Annotated in this window: 15 protein-coding genes; 8 read left to right on the top strand and 7 right to left on the bottom strand. The window is 61.8% G+C overall.

The window, feature by feature from the left end:
• Positions 1–87: 87 nt before the first annotated feature.
• Together NKJ28_RS14100 and NKJ28_RS14095 are read right to left on the bottom strand one after the other, a co-directional pair.
• Positions 88–1,647, bottom strand: coding sequence for a serine hydrolase (locus NKJ28_RS14100; protein ID WP_352587108.1), 1,560 nt, complete (start codon positions 1,645–1,647; stop codon positions 88–90).
• Positions 1,648–1,781: 134 nt separating this feature from the next.
• A complete protein-coding gene (locus tag NKJ28_RS14095; RefSeq protein WP_352587111.1) occupies positions 1,782–3,215 on the bottom strand; it encodes a coiled-coil domain-containing protein in 1,434 nt (477 codons plus the stop codon).
• Positions 3,216–3,658: 443 nt separating this feature from the next.
• Between NKJ28_RS14095 and NKJ28_RS14090 the strand changes: the two genes are divergently transcribed.
• From NKJ28_RS14090 to NKJ28_RS14065, 6 genes are all read left to right on the top strand, one after another.
• Complete coding sequence (locus NKJ28_RS14090; RefSeq protein WP_254819718.1) at positions 3,659–4,399, top strand: ATP-binding cassette domain-containing protein; 741 nt, start codon at positions 3,659–3,661, stop codon at positions 4,397–4,399.
• A 55-nt stretch (positions 4,400–4,454) separates the two neighbouring features.
• A complete protein-coding gene (locus NKJ28_RS14085; protein WP_023677317.1) occupies positions 4,455–5,516 on the top strand; it encodes an ABC transporter permease in 1,062 nt (353 codons plus the stop codon).
• A gap of 51 nt (positions 5,517–5,567) precedes the next feature.
• Positions 5,568–6,572, top strand: coding sequence for a sugar-binding protein (locus tag NKJ28_RS14080; RefSeq protein ID WP_023677316.1), 1,005 nt, complete (start codon positions 5,568–5,570; stop codon positions 6,570–6,572).
• A 47-nt stretch (positions 6,573–6,619) separates the two neighbouring features.
• Positions 6,620–7,369, top strand: a complete 750-nt coding sequence (locus NKJ28_RS14075; RefSeq protein WP_352451446.1) for a glucose 1-dehydrogenase — start codon at positions 6,620–6,622, stop codon at positions 7,367–7,369.
• Positions 7,370–7,552: 183 nt separating this feature from the next.
• Positions 7,553–8,464, top strand: coding sequence for a DUF930 domain-containing protein (locus NKJ28_RS14070; protein ID WP_352636044.1), 912 nt, complete (start codon positions 7,553–7,555; stop codon positions 8,462–8,464).
• A gap of 152 nt (positions 8,465–8,616) precedes the next feature.
• Positions 8,617–9,417, top strand: a complete 801-nt coding sequence (locus NKJ28_RS14065) for a class I SAM-dependent methyltransferase (RefSeq protein WP_352636042.1) — start codon at positions 8,617–8,619, stop codon at positions 9,415–9,417.
• 64 nt (positions 9,418–9,481) lie between these two features.
• Here NKJ28_RS14065 and NKJ28_RS14060 read toward each other — a convergent pair whose 3' ends face one another.
• From NKJ28_RS14060 to NKJ28_RS14045, 4 genes are all read right to left on the bottom strand, one after another.
• Positions 9,482–10,057, bottom strand: a complete 576-nt coding sequence (locus NKJ28_RS14060; RefSeq protein ID WP_031211957.1) for a dihydrofolate reductase family protein — start codon at positions 10,055–10,057, stop codon at positions 9,482–9,484.
• Between the two features lie 101 nt (positions 10,058–10,158).
• Complete coding sequence (locus tag NKJ28_RS14055; protein WP_352587117.1) at positions 10,159–10,692, bottom strand: SRPBCC family protein; 534 nt, start codon at positions 10,690–10,692, stop codon at positions 10,159–10,161.
• Positions 10,689–11,078, bottom strand: a complete 390-nt coding sequence (locus NKJ28_RS14050) for an ArsR/SmtB family transcription factor (protein ID WP_023677309.1) — start codon at positions 11,076–11,078, stop codon at positions 10,689–10,691. The genes NKJ28_RS14055 and NKJ28_RS14050 overlap by 4 nt, the downstream gene beginning before the upstream one ends.
• Positions 11,079–11,223: 145 nt before the next feature.
• Positions 11,224–11,925: an ankyrin repeat domain-containing protein gene (locus tag NKJ28_RS14045; protein WP_352636039.1), complete on the bottom strand. Its 702-nt coding sequence runs from the start codon at positions 11,923–11,925 to the stop codon at positions 11,224–11,226.
• 163 nt (positions 11,926–12,088) lie between these two features.
• Here NKJ28_RS14045 and NKJ28_RS14040 point away from each other — a divergent pair, with 163 nt between their 5' ends.
• The gene (locus NKJ28_RS14040) at positions 12,089–12,943 is read left to right on the top strand and encodes an aldo/keto reductase (RefSeq protein ID WP_031211956.1); all 855 of its coding nucleotides are present in this window, start codon (positions 12,089–12,091) and stop codon (positions 12,941–12,943) included.
• A gap of 227 nt (positions 12,944–13,170) precedes the next feature.
• Here NKJ28_RS14040 and NKJ28_RS14035 read toward each other — a convergent pair whose 3' ends face one another.
• On the bottom strand, positions 13,171–13,476 hold the full coding sequence (locus NKJ28_RS14035; protein WP_023677305.1) for a hypothetical protein: 306 nt from the start codon (positions 13,474–13,476) through the stop codon (positions 13,171–13,173).
• A gap of 235 nt (positions 13,477–13,711) precedes the next feature.
• Here NKJ28_RS14035 and NKJ28_RS14030 point away from each other — a divergent pair, with 235 nt between their 5' ends.
• A complete protein-coding gene (locus tag NKJ28_RS14030; RefSeq protein WP_031211955.1) occupies positions 13,712–15,004 on the top strand; it encodes an Nramp family divalent metal transporter in 1,293 nt (430 codons plus the stop codon).
• Positions 15,005–15,550 lie beyond the last annotated feature (546 nt).

The following is a 15,550-nucleotide window of genomic DNA, read 5'->3' as shown; positions in this document are numbered from 1 at the left end:
AGCTTTTGATAGTCGCTGACCCGCTCCAAATATCTGTTTTTACGCAATTATGGACGGAAAGCCGCTCCGCACTTTCCTGGAATTGCTCTAATCTCCCACGCGCCGCAGCGTGCCGAGATGATTGTCGTCGAGAAATTCGACGGTCATGGCCGACGCCTTGCCGTCGGGGCCGACCGCAAAGCTGACGGCCGAGGGCCTGTCCGGCATCTCGGCATCAGGGAAGGTCACGAAGAGCTCGCGGTCGAAATGCTTCAGGGAATAGGACCGCGCACCGGCAGGCCCGACCTTGAGGACAAGAGTGTCTCCTTCGCCCGATACAATAGCTTCGCCGAAGAAGTCGTTGAAGTAACGGCCTGCATAGGCCCTGGCCGGCTCGACGGGACTTGCTGGAGAGGGCGGCGCGGCATAGGTGGCCTTGGCCGCCGCAATCACCGGGCCGAACATGCTCGCATAGATATTATTCCATGCCTTTACCTTATCCTTCCCCAGCGTTCCGTCGAAAACGAGATCGGCGAAGCTGTCGGACAGCCCCTCCGGCACGCCTGTCGGAAAGGCGTTGGCGACGACGACGATGCCAAGCTTCTCCTCGGGGAAGAGCATCACCAGGCTGCGTGCGCCGGCGCTGAAGGCGCCCGCGTGACCCCAGATCGGCCCGTGCCGGCCGAATTCGATATTCCAGCCGAGGCCGTAGAAGGCCTCGCCTCCGGAGACGGGATTCTTGCCGCGAGCCGTCAAGGGAATATGTGTCTGGTCCAGCGCATCGGCGGCAATGAGTCTCTTGCCGGCATAGACCCCGTTGCCGAGCACAAGGCGCATCCATTGCGAGAGGTCGCGTGCGGTGGAACTGACGCCGCCTGCTGGCGCCTGCGCATCCGGATAGCGCTGGACTTTCGCGGTCCAGGCGCCATCGATTTTGGCGTGAAGCTCGGCGCGGTTGGCGTGCTTGATGAAGTCCGAATGACGGGAGCTGGTCGAGGCCATTCCAAGCGGACGGTAGAGCTTCTCTTCGGCGACCTCTTCCCATGATTTGCCCGTCGGCTTCGCGGCCGCGACGGCACCCTCGGTCAGTCCGAAATTGCTGTAGGAATAGCCGGCACGAAAGCTCGATGACGGCAACACGAACCGCAGCCGGCGCAGGATCTCCGCGCGGTCATAGCCGATGTCCTCGAGGTCGTCGCCGGCGGTGCCGGGAAGCCCGCTGCGGTGCGCAAACAGGTCGCGGACCGTGAGTTCGCTGGTCGGATAGGGCTGGGCGAGCCGGAAAGCCGGATCGAGGTCGGCGATCTTGGAATCCCACGAAGCGATCCCGTCGCTGACCAGCGCCGCCACGACGGTGGCGGAGACCGGCTTGGAGAGCGAGGCGATCTGGAAGACCGTGTCGGCGTCGACGGCCTCCGGCTTACCGGCCTCGCGATGTCCGAATCCCTTGAGGAAGATCACCTCGTCGCCGTGCACGACGCCGATGGCCAGACCGGGCACGCTACCATCCGCGACGACGCCTTCGGCAAGCAATTCGAGCTTCGCAAGGGCCGCGGCGATCCTGTCTAGTGGGATGGTATCGGCCGACGCCGCTTTCGGCAAAAGCACCATGATTGCGATGAAGGCCAACCTCCAACGGAGGTGGTTCCGGTTTGTGAATAGCCGCATGCTCAGCCCCCTCCGCCTCCCCGGCGTGCACTATCGCAGGCCGGCGCCGGGAAGGCCAGCCTCACGCTCGACCCACCATCCATTGACGGATGTCCGCTTCACACCAGTCGAAATTCAGACAGCCGCCGCCTGAGCTAGGATGCAGCACGCAGGCGGAGGCGCCGTCTGCTGGCGCGGGCCTTCTCCGCCACCGCGGCGGTGATCTCGACCACGCCGTCTTCACGCGGTCTGGCGTTGGTGACCTTGTGGAGCCGCTCATAGGGTAACAGTTCCTTGACCCGGGCTTGAAGCGACGCGACTTCGGCTCGCAGATCCTCGCATTCCTGCCTCTGGACGTCGAACTGTATCTGTTCGGAAGCCTGCTGCAGGGAAAGCTGCGAAAAATTCGCGCTGATTGCGGAAAGGTTCATCTTGTCGTTTTCGCTCTCCTTCGTGAGAGCGGACAATTTTTGCTCGACAATTTGCTTTTCGGCCACCGCGTCGCTCGCTTGGGCCTTGAGCCTGGCGATCTCGCTGGCGGCTTCGCTGTTCTGGTTGGAGGCGGCCTCCAGCCGCGATCGAAGGTCCTCGATTTCAGAACGCAAGCCGGTCATCTCCGCGACACTGCGTGAAAGCTCGGCTTCCCTGTCACCGTCCCTGAGGCGGGCCGCTTCCGTTATTTCCGATAGCTTTGCCTGCGCCATATCGAGCGATTTCTGCAGCCGCATCTCCTCTTTCTCGCTCTTGCCAAGTGCGGCCAGCAGTTCCGAAACCTGCGCGGCGTCATTGGCATGGACAGTCGAGAGTTCGTCCAGCCTGTGCCGGGCCTCGGCCTCCCGTTTCAGCGCCTTGTCGAGGTCGATCGACAGGCTGACATGTTTTTCCCGCAGCATCTCGTTCTCGCGCGAGCGTCTGTTGGCCTCGACCGCTCTGGCCGAGAGCGTTTTGACAAGCTCGCCGAACTCGGCTTCGCGTTTTGCGCTCGCATTGCCTGCCACGACGAGTTCCAGCCTTGCCGCCGCCAGCGCGCCGCGAAGTGCTTCCTTGTCCTCGACCAGGCTCGCCTCGTGCTGCTGCAGGGCCTCGATAGCGCTGTCGCGCTCGCGCTGCTTTCTGGTCGCTTCGTGGAGCTGTTCGGACAGCACTCTTTGCTGCGCGGTCAGGCCGGTATTTGCCAGCTCCAATTCGTTGGCGCGAAGAATGTCGCCGTGGAGGAGTTTTAGGAATTCGCCTGTCAGATGATGCGAGGTCGCGATCTCCGACAGTTTCGCATTGATCTCCCCCAGATACTCCTGCGCGTCGTGAAAGAGCCCATCGACCGCACTTAAGGCAGCCAGCCGGGTTTGCGTATGGGGGGACAGCCGTCGTGCGGTCTCGAAGGCGTCCGCATTGGCCTCGAGCTGCGAGCTGTCATCCGTTGCCGCGAGATTCTCATCCGACACAGTCTCATCCGGAACAGTGACGTCGTTCAACGGCGACTGATCGTCCACGTTGAGACATTCGCTAAACGCATCCGCCAAATCGGTTTCGAGCTCCTTGAACGCTCTCTCCACAGTCTCGGCACGCTTGATCAAACCTTTGAAATTCATGACCGAATATCCCTCTCGTGCAGCGCCGTTAAGGAGCGGACTTTCAACACTTGACCCTCGCCTCCCCCGAATGCGGGTTCATCTCCTGACGTGCGCTCTGGCCGACGCACGCTAGGGACAGGCTTGGCCACTGTCCTCGTGTGTTTGAATGACGTGTTCTGCCGCGCTCCATGCCCGAGGCGTTGGCACCGCTCGAAAAATGCCCACTCATTTCACCCGAAACGGATATGAACCGGCGCAAGCATGAGGATCGCCTGGTGACTGTTGTAAGGATCGGCCGAGCGCCTCGGTGCTCTGCAGCAGCTACAAGTCACACTCGGACGAGGCGCGTTACGGCCGGGAGGCCTGACCTAATAAATGATTGTGTTGAATACGTTTCGCTGATTAGCTGCTGTGCATTGACCAGGGACAAGACCGATAAATGTTGTCCCGGGAGGACCGCGATGCCGGTGCTTGAGGTTCGCCACGTCTCCAAGAATTTCGGGGCTATCCAGGCCCTGACTGACGTCAGCTTCCAGGTGGAGCGAGGCGAAGTCGTTGGTCTGATGGGGGACAACGGGGCCGGCAAGTCGACGATAGTCAAGACTGTGGCCGGGAATTTTCCTCCGAGCGACGGCGAAATTGTAGTCGAGGGCGAGGTGTGCCACTTCCACCAGCCCGTGCAGGCCCGCGCCAAGGGGATCGAAGTTGTTTATCAGGACCTGGCGCTCGCCGATAATCTGACGGCCGCGCAGAACGTCTTTCTGGGGCGCGAGATCAAGAAAGGCTTCTGGCCGATCAGGATTCTTGACAAGCAGGCGATGATCGATCGCTCGGCAGCGCTGTTCAAGGAACTCAAATCGGAAACCCGGCCGCGCGACCTCGTCAGGAAGATGTCGGGTGGGCAGCGCCAGGCGGTCGCCATCGCGCGGACCCGGCTTTCAAATGCTAAGCTGGTGCTGATGGACGAACCAACGGCCGCCATCTCCGTGCGCCAGGTGGCGGAAGTACTCGAACTGATCCGACGCCTCAAAGCACAAGGAGTCGGCGTCATGCTGATCAGTCACCGAATGCCTGACGTGTTCGCCGTGGCAGATCGCATTATCGTCCTCAGGCGGGGCTCGAAAGTTGCCGACAAGCCAGCCGACAAAACATCGCCCGAGGAAATCACTGGACTGATAACGGGGGCCATCCGTGGCGAATAGTGTTCAGGAGTCAGTTGGCGTTCAGGGCTCAGTCGAAGAACATGGCCGGCCGGCCATGTCGGATTTCGTTCCGACCAAGGAAAAAACAGTTCTCCAACGTGTGATTTCAAGTCAGCCCTTCTGGGTGACGATCGCGCTCATCGCGCTCGTCATGTTGATGACTGCGATGGAGCCGAGCTTCGGCACCTCTGAAAACGTCGCCAATGTGACGCGCAACTTCGCACCTTTCGGCATCATGGCACTTGGCATGACGATCGTCATCATCACCGGCGGCATCGATCTGTCGGTCGGCTCCGTCATGGGTCTCGTGGTCATCGTCGCCGGCCTGTTCCTCACCTGGCATTATCCCTGGTACGTCGCCTTCGCCATGGGCCTTTTCTCCGGTCTGGCCTGCGGCGCGGTCAACGGATTCTTTGTCGCCTATGTCGGGATGCCGTCCTTTGTGGTCACCCTCGGCATGCTGTCCGTCGCGCGCTCGCTGGCGGTCGTATTCTCGGCCAACCAGATGCTCTACCAGTTCGGGCCCGATGCTCCGATCGTGAAGGCAATCGGTCAGTGGAAATGGCCGCGGCATGGTCCGAACGACTGGGCACCGCATTGGATACCAGAACTGTCGTCACAATTCTGGACCATGGTGATCTTGGCCCTGATTGTCGGCTTCGTATTCAACTTCACAGCCTGGGCCCGGCATCTCTTCGCCATCGGCGGCAATGAGGAGGCGGCACGGCTCACCGGCGTTCCGGTCAACTGGATTAAATTCCAGGCCTATGTCTTCTCGGCTTTCACCGCCGCGCTCGCCTCGCTCCTGCTCCTCGGCTATAACGGCTCGGCCATCAATGCCATGGGCCAGGGCTATGAGCTGCGCGTTATCGCCGCGACAGTCATTGGCGGCGCCAGCCTCATGGGCGGCGCCGGCACGGCCTTCGGTGCGATCATCGGTTCGGCCTTCCTCGAGGTGATCAGGAATGCGCTGCTGATGGCCGGTATCGATTCAAATTGGCAGGGTGCCTTCGTCGGCGCCTTCATCGTTCTTGCGGTTCTTTTGGGCATGCAAACCGGCGGCAAATCGATTCTCGCCGCGTCGCTGGCAGTCTTGATGCCCAAAAAACGCCGCTAGAAACCCGCCGGCGGGAGGCTTGCGGGATCACACCCAGGAGGAGAACGTCACATGAAAAAACATCTGCTGACGGCCGCCGTGGCGCTTGGCGCAATGGTGCTCGCCGTTTCCGGCGCCCAGGCGAAATACACCTTCGCCCTGGTGCCGAAGAACATGAACAATCCTTTCTTCGACCAGGCACGCGACGGCTGCAAGAAGGCCGAAGCCGAATCCAATGGCGCCGTGGAGTGCATGTATATCGGCCCCGGCGAACATGGTGGTGGCGACGAGCAGGTGCAGATCGTGCAGGACCTCGTGGCCAAGAAGGTGGACGGCATCGCCGTGTCGCCATCGAACGCCGCGGCGATGGCGGTTGCGCTGCAGGCCGCCAAGGAAGCCGGCATCCCGGTCCTCACCTGGGACTCCGACCTCCTGCCCGAGAACAAAGATCTGCGCGTTGCCTATATCGGCACGCACAATTACGAGATCGGCGAGAACCTCGCCAAGCTTGTCATGCAGATCAAGCCCAAAGGCGGCACGATCTGCATCCAGTCCGGCGGCGCCGCGGCGGCCAACCACAACGAGCGCATGCAGGGCATTCGCGATACACTTTCGGGCACCAAATCGGCGGCCTCGCCCGGGGATCGGCTGACGGGCCAGAACGGCTGGACCGAAATCGAAGGCTGTCCGCTCTACACCAACGATGATTTCCCGCTTTCGGTGCAACAGTTCGAGGATATCATGGCGAAAAACCCGAACCTCGACGCATTCGTCCCAACCGGTGGCTTCCCGCAGTTCATTCCCGATGCCAACCGCGCCGCGGTCGCACCGTACAAGGACAAGATCGCCTCGAAAGCCCTGGCCCTTGTCGTTGCCGACACGCTTCCGGTACAGATCGACCAGATGAAGGAAGGTTTCTCCCTTGGCCAGGTCGGCCAGCGGCCGTTCGAGATGGGCTACAAGACGATGATGGCGCTGAAGGAAATGAAGGAGGGCAAGGCTCCGCCGGCCGACCCGACCTACACGGGCCTCGATGTCTGCACTCCGGAGACAGCCGACACTTGCGTCGCCAAATAGTGCTTTTGGGCGGGAGGAAACTCCCGCCCTTTTCATAGGGGATCTCAATGCCGGAATTGTTCTCGCTCAAGGGCCGTGTCGCATTGGTCACGGGTGCCTCGCGTGGTCTTGGTTTTGCCATGGCCAAGGCACTTGCGGAAAACGGCGCGACGGTGATCGTCAATGCGCGCGACATGGCCGCCCTTTCCGCGGCCGCCGAAAGGATCGGTGCAGAAGCCCTGCCGTTCGATGTCACCGACGCGGCGATCTCAAGGGCGTCGCTCGAAGGAATCGTCGAACGCCACGGCCGCCTCGATATTCTGGTCAACAACGCCGGCATCCAGCATCGGAAACCGTTAGTCGAATGGCAGGACGAGGATTTCAACCATGTGGTTGCCGTCAATCTGTCGGCTTGCTTCCGCATGATGCGCGACGCGGTGCGCCTGATGCTGCCAAACAAGTTCGGGCGCATAATAAACACCGGATCGGTCGCAGCGATCCTTGGCCGTCCCACCATTCACGCCTATGTGGCGGCAAAGGCGGGCCTGCACGGGCTGACACGCTCCACTGCCGCTGAGCTGGGCCGTCACGGCATCACCGTCAACGCGATCGCCCCCGGCTATTTCGCCACCGAGCTCAACACCGCACTTATGCGCGACGAGGCCTTCACCAAATGGGTCGAGGCACGAACCCCCGCGGGCCGCTGGGCCCAGCCTGAGGAGCTCGGCGGAGCCGTGGTGTTTCTCGCCTCCGACGCTGCCGCTTACGTCAACGGGCACGTGCTGGCGGTTGACGGCGGGCTATCGGTTTCCCTGTAATTTCAACCGGTGACACCGTGCCGGCAGGGCGTGCGTGCTAGCCGCCTGAAATGACGACTTGCTGCATCCGCTGCTGGCCCGGTCCCCTGCACGGACGCCGACGCCAGACGATTGGATGACGCGCCGTATTGCAGCCGCCGACTTTCGATTCGCAACGGGTTATTTCGACGTCCGGCGGCATCGATGCTTGATGCCGCCAATATTTCATTCCACACACCGGTCACGATGATAAACGACATACGGGATCAGCGCCGGGTACTCGGGTGGGCCTTGCCCACCTCGATTGCGCTGCATCTGCTCATCGTCGCGCTTTTGTTGTTCGGACTGCCGGCAACGCTCTCGCAGCCAGGGAAGGAGCAGCCCATCGCAGTGGATATCGTGCCGCCGCCTAAACCGCCGGAAAAAACCAAACCTCCGTCCCCCGCTGAACCGCCCAAGCCGGAAAAGCAGCCGGAAGCCAAGGTCGAGACCTCGGCGAGCCGTGAGGTCGCCGCGCAGAGACCTGTCTTCCAATTCGGTGAGAAGGACGCCGGTCCTCGCAAGTCTCTGGACGGCAACAGTGCGGAGGATGGTTCGGAACAACCGCCAGCGCCGCAAGATCCCAATAAACAGGACCTTGCACAGGCGCCGGACGTGACCGCGGTCGGCGGCAAAGTCTCGGCTCCGTCGCCTGGCGCTTCACCGCCGCCGAAGCCCAAGCCAGCGGATGTCGCCAAAGTGCAAAGGCCCTTGAAGCTTCAGGAAGCGAAGAGATTGTTCTCGAAATCAGCAACCGGTGATCCGGTAGCGACAACCGCGATGAAAAATGTGCCGCGCGCCGTGCGGATCGGTCAGCTCTGCAACACGGAACTCGCACAGCAATTGGTGCACGCGTCGCCCCCCTATTTCCCAAACAGCCTGCTTGAGTATCGGCTGAAGGCCGGCACGGTCATGAACGTCGCCAGTGCGCCGTTCCCTGCAAACGGGCAGTGGTACGATCTGAGCTTTCGCTGCGAGGTCGACCCGGACGCGACGAGAGTCGTGTCGTTTGCCTTTCGTGTTGGAAATCCGGTGCCGCGCAGCGAATGGAAGCGCCGCGGGTTGCCCGCCGAATAGGTGGTCGAGGCGACGGAGGCTGGCTGGCCGGCGCCATCAAATCCGGCCGGCGATGTCTTCGCGCGCTCCGGGCTGCCGAACCAACACGCGCCAAAAGTGGCTTTCGTCAGCGGCCGCCGAAGTCTAGCATATGGCTTTGGGAGGAGGCTTCGATGACTTCAAGTTTCAACGTTCATCATGCTGCCGGCTATGAGCAGCTCATGGGCCGCTGGAGCCAAAGACTCGCGCCGCTGTTCATCGACTTCGTGGGGCTTGCCGACGGCGAAAAGATCCTCGACGTCGGTTGCGGTACCGGCAGCCTGACCTTCGCGCTCGTCAAGGCCGCTGACCTCGGTGAGGTCGCGGCGATCGACTTTTCGGCCGTTTTCGTCGAAGAGGCAATCCGGCGCAACACCGATCCGCGGATAAAAATCCGTCAGGCGGATGCCTGCGCCCTGCCCTTTGAGGATGGCGCGTTCGACCGTGCCCTGGCCCTGCTCGTGCTCCATTTCGTGCCCGAAGCCGGCAAGGCAGTCGCCGAGATGCGCCGCGTCGTGCGGCCGGGCGGCGTCGTCGCGGCGACGGTATGGGACCATCTCGGCGGCATGCCGGGGATGCGCATGATGATCGACACGGTGGCGGTGCTCAGTGAAGGCGGACGCCAGCTGCGTGCCCGCTATTGCACGCAGCCGATGATGCAGCCGGGTGAAATGAAACGGACCTTTGTTGAACAGGGTCTCCGCGACATTACGGAAACCCAGTTGATGATCCGCATGGACTACCAAAATTTCGATGATTACTGGGCGCCGATTGCCGCCGGCGAAGGGCCGCTCGGTAAGTATGTGGCCACGCTCGACCCGGAAGAGCGGGCGCGCACCGACGCCGCCATGCGCGACGCCTACGAGGCCGGCCGGCCCGACGGCCCGAGGTCCTTTGCCAATGTCGCCTGGGCCTGCCGCGGCGTCGTTGCCTGACCTTGGCGCTAATGCATGCCGCGCAAAAAGCGCGTCGCATGAGGCCGATCGAACGCGACGCGCTTTAGCCGATCCCGTAGACCAGCCCGACGCGGCCGTCCGAAAGCTGCTCGACCTTGCGCAGTTCGAGCCCACGACGATTCTTCGCCGTTCCAAACAGCGCCTTTCCGTCACCGGCGAGCAGCGGATAGACGATCAGCCTGAGTTCATCGACCAGCCCGGCATCGATAAGGCTCGCGGTAATTCGGGCGCCGCCCATAAGGTAGATGTCCTTGCCGGGCTGCTGTTTCAGCGCAGCGATATCCTCGAAATTCCGCACGAAGCGCGTCTTTGGCCAGGCCGCCGAAGTCATTGTGTTCGACAGCACATAATGCGGCGTCTGCGCGGCGAAGCGGGCCCATTCGAGCTCGGCCGGCTTCGGCAATTTGCCGGTCATCGGCAGCGGCTTGTCGGGCTCGTTCTGGATGGCGCTCCAGTAGCGCTCGTAGCCGGCATACATGACGCTGCCAAGCAGGCAAGCGTCGATTTGCGGCGTCAGGCCGTATTCGTCCGACCACGCGTCGACCCAATCGGCATAACCCTCGGGCCCCTCCATCTTGCCGTCGATGGAAATCTTCATTCCAGCGATCAATTTGCGCATGACTTCCTCCATCAGGCTTGCGGGATGCAAGCACGTTTCATCGTTTCAGCGTTGCTTCGTGTTGCTGGCGGCGACCTCAGGGATGGCCGCCGCGAGTTACATCAGGCCGGCAGGCGGCGGTCGTATTCTTCCCGCAGGCGGCTCCAGCCGTCCCAGAACGAGGTCGGCGTCTTGCCCGCCAGGCGGGCGGCCAGCAGGTCGAGGTGTATGTGCCAGCCGGCCGTGATGTTGAGCTGGATTGCACGTTCCGGCAGGCGGCGATGAACGACGGTGAGCAGCACATCGCTACCCTTCGCCTCCAGCAAGAAGGAGACGCCGCCGGTGTTTCCCCAGGTGATGGAAAGCTTGCGCGGCGGATCGAGTTCGGTGATCCGGCCCGCCATCCGATGCTCTTCGGGAAAGCCCGCGGGTCGCTGGCCAGGCGGGTCCGTCAGCTCGTCGTTACGCCAGACCAACTCGAACGAGCTGCCGGCCTTCATTTCCATCTGGCCCGCGGCCATCCATTGCCGGCGCAAGTCACTCTCGGTGAGATAGGCCCAGACGCGCTCGATGGGGCCGGGCAAGAGGCGCTGGATGGTGAACGTGGCGGGCTCGCTCAGCTCGCCATAGGCGTCGATGGTTCTCATCTGGTTCATTGCTCGTCTCCTTCTTTCGGGTTGGGCGATTTCCTGGACTCATCCTGGGCTTTGCGTGCGTCCTCTTCGCGAAGAAGGCGTTCGAGAACATCGAGACGACCGGTCCAGAAGCGCTCGTAGAAGCTGAGCCACTGATGGGCGCTGGCCAGCGGTCCAGGGGCTAGTCGGCACAGATGCGTGCGGCCCCTCACCTCTCGACGAATAAGCCCTGCGTTCTCCAGCGCCTTGATGTGCTTGGAGGCCGCCGCGAGCGACATCACGAAGGGTTCCGCCAGCTGGCTTACCGTTTTCTCGCCATCGGCGAGATCGCGAAGCATGTGCCGCCGGGTGGCGTCGCCAAGGGCGTGAAAAACCGCGTCCATCTGGGGTGTCTCTAATTCAACCATGTAGTTGAATATAGACGCACGCTTTGAGATAGTCAACCGTTTGGTTGAATAATTTTTGTGAAGCGCCGCGGGGCCGTTTGCGCCATCGAGCGTGTCGACGTGACGGGAGATACGGACGCGCCCCGCGACAGCAAGGGCGAGGCCCTTATTTGCCGTCGAAGAAACTGTGGATCGCGGCTTCCAGCTTTTCGATAAGCTGAGGGTTGTGGCAGCTGCCAGCCCAGATCAGGGCGTTTAGCCTCATCTCTTTGTTGATAAAGCTCACTTTCCCAGAATCCAGCAGGTATTCCGCGATCTCGTAGTGCCGCCCCTTGATAGCCTCGATGAGCGCGTTGTTTCTCCCCGTCTTGTCGGTCAGATTTACTTCCGCGCCATTCACCACGAGCAACTTGACGACTTCGAGATGCCCGTTCTTCGCCGCCTCGATAAGAGCCGTTCTGCCGTAGTAGTCAGCTCGCGCGTTGATCTCTATTTGGGGGTGTCTCACGAGGACAGAGATACACGCGTAATGTCCCTTGGCCGACGCAAGGCTCAAGGGCGTGCTCTTCCACTTGTTTCTGGAATTCACGTCGATTTCCGGGTCTTCGATCAGCGCCTCCACCACAGCTGTGCGGTCATTGAGGGCTGAAAGGTGAAGTGCAGACCAGCCGCCGTCGTCCGACTGATTGATGTCGGCGCCAGCCGCCAATTCCGATCGAACCGCCTCCGCATCGCCTTGTTCTGCCGCGACCAGCAGGGGCGACCAGTCTCTTGCCCCTTCGGCTTCCAAGCTGTTGGTCAACGCAGTCGCCTCCTCGGATAGTTCACAGAATACCACAGAATCCGCGATAGTGGGGTCGTCCTGCATTGAGTTCCCTGGAGCCCGTGGGTCACAGAGAGCTGTCGGCCCGAAGCGGAGGATCAGCGCTTCACGTCCGTCTCCTCACATTCTCCTGATATCGACTGGCTTTGGCGGCCATTCAGACTAGATAGAGCCTGCGCCGGGCGGAACGATGCAGAAGGACCTGAACATGCCTGAACAGATTACCCTGAATAGACCTGAACAGATCAGATTGAACGACGGCTCCGCCATTCCGCAAATCGGCCTCGGCGTATGGCAGGTCGATCCAGCCATCACCGCCAAGGTGGTGCGCTGGGGAATCGAGGCCGGCTACAGGCTGATCGACACCGCCGAAGGCTATCAGAACGAGGAAGGTGTCGGGCAGGCGATCCGCTCGGCCGGCGTGCCGAGAAGCGAGTTGTTCATCACCTCGAAACTGCGCAACGGCGCACATCAGCGCGACGCCGCCTTGCGCGCCTTCGACGAGACGATGAGCAAGCTCGGCATCGAACAGATCGACCTGTTCCTGATCCATTGGCCGGTGCCCAGCCAGGACAGATATGTCGAGGCCTGGAAGACGCTGATCGAACTCAGGCAATCAGGCCGGATCAAGTCGATCGGCGTTTCGAACTTCAACCAGAACCACCTCGAACGGATCATCGGCGAGACCGGCGTCACGCCGACCGTCAACCAGATCGAGCTCCACCCCCGCTTCCAGCAGCGTGACAAACGTGAATTCCACGACAGGCACAACATCCGCATTGAGAGCTGGAGCCCGCTGGGCAGCGGCCGGCTGTTGAGCAATCCGACGCTTGAAACCATCGCCAGGAAACACGGCAAGTCGGTGGCGCAGACGATCGTCAGGTGGCACCTTCAGGAAGGGCTGATCGTCATTCCAAAGTCGATCCACCAGGACCGCATCGCCGCCAATTTCGAGGTCTTCGATTTCGAGTTGGAAGCGAAGGACCTCGAGCTTATCCGGGGCATGGATTCGCCCGACGGCCGCACCGGCCCGAACCCCGCCACGGCCGCATTCCTGTTCTAACGAGGCGGGCCAACCCGGACGTTGGCATTCCTTCACACCCCCCTCTGCCCCGCCGGACATCTCCTCAAGGGGGGAGATCGGCAGCTTCAATAGCCGCGCCCTTCTTGCAGCGTCGGAGATTAGCGAAGGCCGCGATGAGGGCCAATCTCCCCCTTGTGGGGGAGATGTCCGGCAGGACAGAGGGGGGCGCTGTCCCGGCAGCGATCAAAACTACCCTTCCCGCTAGCTCATATCCCGGAGCCATCCACCAGCGGCACATCTTCGCCCTCCCAGGGGCTCGGCATCGATCCCTTGCTGAGATTGGCCGACGGCAGCGGCATCCAGCACTTCAGTTCGGGTTCGGCATATTCGACGATGCGTCCTGGAGACGAGTCGGAGGCGCGCCAGCCTTCGCTGCCGAACTGATCGGCGCGGGCCCAGTAAGCCATGTCGACCTCGGCCGGACCCTGTTCGGACGGCCGAACCGTGACAAGGATTCTGCTGCCGTCCCTTGGCGCGCTCGACATGTGGCGCCACTGACCGGGCTCGTCCATTGCATTTCCTCCTGCGATCTTCGCCTCGAACGAATAGTCGCTTCGCGTTCGGAAGCGGTCAACCCGAACTTTTTTGCCTGAGACAAAACCCCTGTCCCGTCGTCGCGGAACAAGTCATGGCACGCCGGGTTTGGGCAAGTTGTGAAGGAAGCAAAATGAGACCAGCGCCGCGACCGATCCTTACCATTATTGCATGGCAGGCCGCGTCTTTCGTTCGCAACCCGGTCCGGTCGCAATGAGGCAGGCCGGTTCCGATCATTCCATCCCACCGAAGGAGGGCAAAGGTGGCATAGGACGAGCGCTCGGCCTCGGACTGATAACAGGGGCGGCCGACGACGATTGTTCCGCAATAGGCACCTATGCCAGTGCCGGCGCCCGTTTCGGACCCGACCTGCTCTGGACGGCTCCGGTGACGTTGCCGATGATGTACGCGGTCGTCTACCTGTCGTCGAAGCTCGGCCAGGTGTCGGGGCGCGGATTGTTCCACGTCATCAAGGACTTCTACCCGCGGTGGCTGCTCTGGTCGGTGCTGTTGGGTGTGCTCGTCGGCAACACCATCGAGGCAGCGGCCGATCTTGGTGGAATGGCGGCGGCGATCAACATATTCGTGCCGCTTCCCATTCCGCTGATCGTGCTGTTCGTCGCCGCCCTCATCTTCGCCCTCCAGGTCTTCGGCTCCTATACTTTGATCCGCAACATCTTTCGCTGGCTGGCGCTGGCGCTGCTCGCTTATGTCGGTGCCGCCATTCTGGCCAAGCCGGATGCCGCGGCGGTGCTGCGCGGAACGCTGCTTCCCAGGATCGAATTCAACCGGGAGTTCCTGTCGATCCTGGTCGCCATCATCGGTACGACGCTGTCCGCCTATCTCTATACGTGGCAGTCCAATGAGGAGGTCGAGGAGGAGATTGCCCAAGGGCGAACGACGCTCAGGCAAAGGAAGGGCGCCACCGCCGGCGAACTCCGCCGCTCGCGCCGGGACATCCTCATCGGCATGACGTTTTCAAATCTCATCATGTATTTCATCATCCTGTCGACCGGGGCGACGCTCTACAAGGCGGGGCATCACGATATCGACACGGCCGCGCAAGCCGCGGAGGCGCTGCGCCCACTCGCCGGCCAGGCCGCAAGCGTTCTGTTCGCCGCAGGCGTGATCGGCGTCGGTTTCCTAGCGGTTCCTGTCATGACCACCGGCGCTGCCTATGACGTGGCACAAGCCATCGGCTGGAAAAACAGCCTGCACGCCCGGGCTCGAGAAGCGCCAAAATTTTATCTCGCCATCGGATTTTTTACGGCGATCGCCGCCGGCCTCAACTTCCTCGGCTTCAATCCGATGAAGGCGCTGGTCTGGTCCGGCATCGTTCAGGGCTTCTCGACGCCGCCCTTGCTGCTGCTCATCATGCTGATGACGAACAGCCGCAGGATCATGGGGGAGCAGGTGAACAGCCGCAGCACCAACATACTCGGTTGGGCAACGACCGCCGCCATCTTCTCGGCGACGATCGGCCTGGTGGCCACCTGGTTCATGTAAATCCGGCAGGACAAGGGACGCCGCTAGTTGGATTACCCGTTCCCGCTTGCGGATTGCCCCAGCTTTGCCGACCTTGGAAACTCCACAACATCTCCCACCGGCCGCTTGTATTGCGCTGCGACAATTGCATCGATCAGGAGATCCAGAGCCGCACGAGCCGTGCGGCTCGTCTCGTCCTCGCCGCTCAAATAGTGGCAGGCTCGTTCAAGGTGCAGGTGTGCGGCGGCAAAGTCGCTTGTCATAGGCATCTCCCTGTTGCCCGCCCGCCGGCAAGATGACCGCCTCGATTTAGCCAAAAGCAAATATCCACAGCCGGATTTAAATCAAATTGACCTGATTCACCGCAGCCGCGGAGCCACTCCAGCGCCGTGGCCTGTGCCTTGCTTGCATCCTCCCCGAGGACCGCTAGGCCGTCGAGGGATTGTACCACAGGCACATGGTTCCCCGACGTCTCGCCGGGAGCGCCCGAGGGCGACTTGCCTGATATGTCCGGCCGGCTGTTTATGCGCTCTATCCGACGCGCTGCGCCATCGCGGCTGAAGGCGC

Origin of the sequence: Mesorhizobium sp. M0145 (assembly GCF_040322355.1) — a bacterium.
Classification (GTDB): domain Bacteria; phylum Pseudomonadota; class Alphaproteobacteria; order Rhizobiales; family Rhizobiaceae; genus Mesorhizobium.
This window is presented reverse-complemented; position numbering and strand designations above follow the sequence as displayed.

Excerpts from the sequence above, each read along its gene's own strand:
- NKJ28_RS14045 (WP_352636039.1), bottom strand. The coding sequence starts at position 11,925 with ATGCAGGACGACCCCACTATCGCGGATTCTGTGGTATTCTGTGAACTA.
- NKJ28_RS14055 (WP_352587117.1), bottom strand. The coding sequence starts at position 10,692 with ATGAACCAGATGAGAACCATCGACGCCTATGGCGAGCTGAGCGAGCCC.
- NKJ28_RS14065 (WP_352636042.1), top strand. The coding sequence starts at position 8,617 with ATGACTTCAAGTTTCAACGTTCATCATGCTGCCGGCTATGAGCAGCTC.
- NKJ28_RS14040 (WP_031211956.1), top strand. The coding sequence starts at position 12,089 with ATGCCTGAACAGATTACCCTGAATAGACCTGAACAGATCAGATTGAAC.
- NKJ28_RS14035 (WP_023677305.1), bottom strand. The coding sequence starts at position 13,476 with ATGGACGAGCCCGGTCAGTGGCGCCACATGTCGAGCGCGCCAAGGGAC.
- NKJ28_RS14075 (WP_352451446.1), top strand. The coding sequence starts at position 6,620 with ATGCCGGAATTGTTCTCGCTCAAGGGCCGTGTCGCATTGGTCACGGGT.
- NKJ28_RS14050 (WP_023677309.1), bottom strand. The coding sequence starts at position 11,078 with ATGGTTGAATTAGAGACACCCCAGATGGACGCGGTTTTTCACGCCCTT.
- NKJ28_RS14090 (WP_254819718.1), top strand. The coding sequence starts at position 3,659 with ATGCCGGTGCTTGAGGTTCGCCACGTCTCCAAGAATTTCGGGGCTATC.
- NKJ28_RS14080 (WP_023677316.1), top strand. The coding sequence starts at position 5,568 with ATGAAAAAACATCTGCTGACGGCCGCCGTGGCGCTTGGCGCAATGGTG.
- NKJ28_RS14060 (WP_031211957.1), bottom strand. The coding sequence starts at position 10,057 with ATGCGCAAATTGATCGCTGGAATGAAGATTTCCATCGACGGCAAGATG.
- NKJ28_RS14085 (WP_023677317.1), top strand. The coding sequence starts at position 4,455 with ATGTCGGATTTCGTTCCGACCAAGGAAAAAACAGTTCTCCAACGTGTG.
- NKJ28_RS14095 (WP_352587111.1), bottom strand. The coding sequence starts at position 3,215 with ATGAATTTCAAAGGTTTGATCAAGCGTGCCGAGACTGTGGAGAGAGCG.
- NKJ28_RS14070 (WP_352636044.1), top strand. The coding sequence starts at position 7,553 with ATGCTTGATGCCGCCAATATTTCATTCCACACACCGGTCACGATGATA.
- NKJ28_RS14100 (WP_352587108.1), bottom strand. The coding sequence starts at position 1,647 with ATGCGGCTATTCACAAACCGGAACCACCTCCGTTGGAGGTTGGCCTTC.
- NKJ28_RS14030 (WP_031211955.1), top strand. The coding sequence starts at position 13,712 with ATGAGGCAGGCCGGTTCCGATCATTCCATCCCACCGAAGGAGGGCAAA.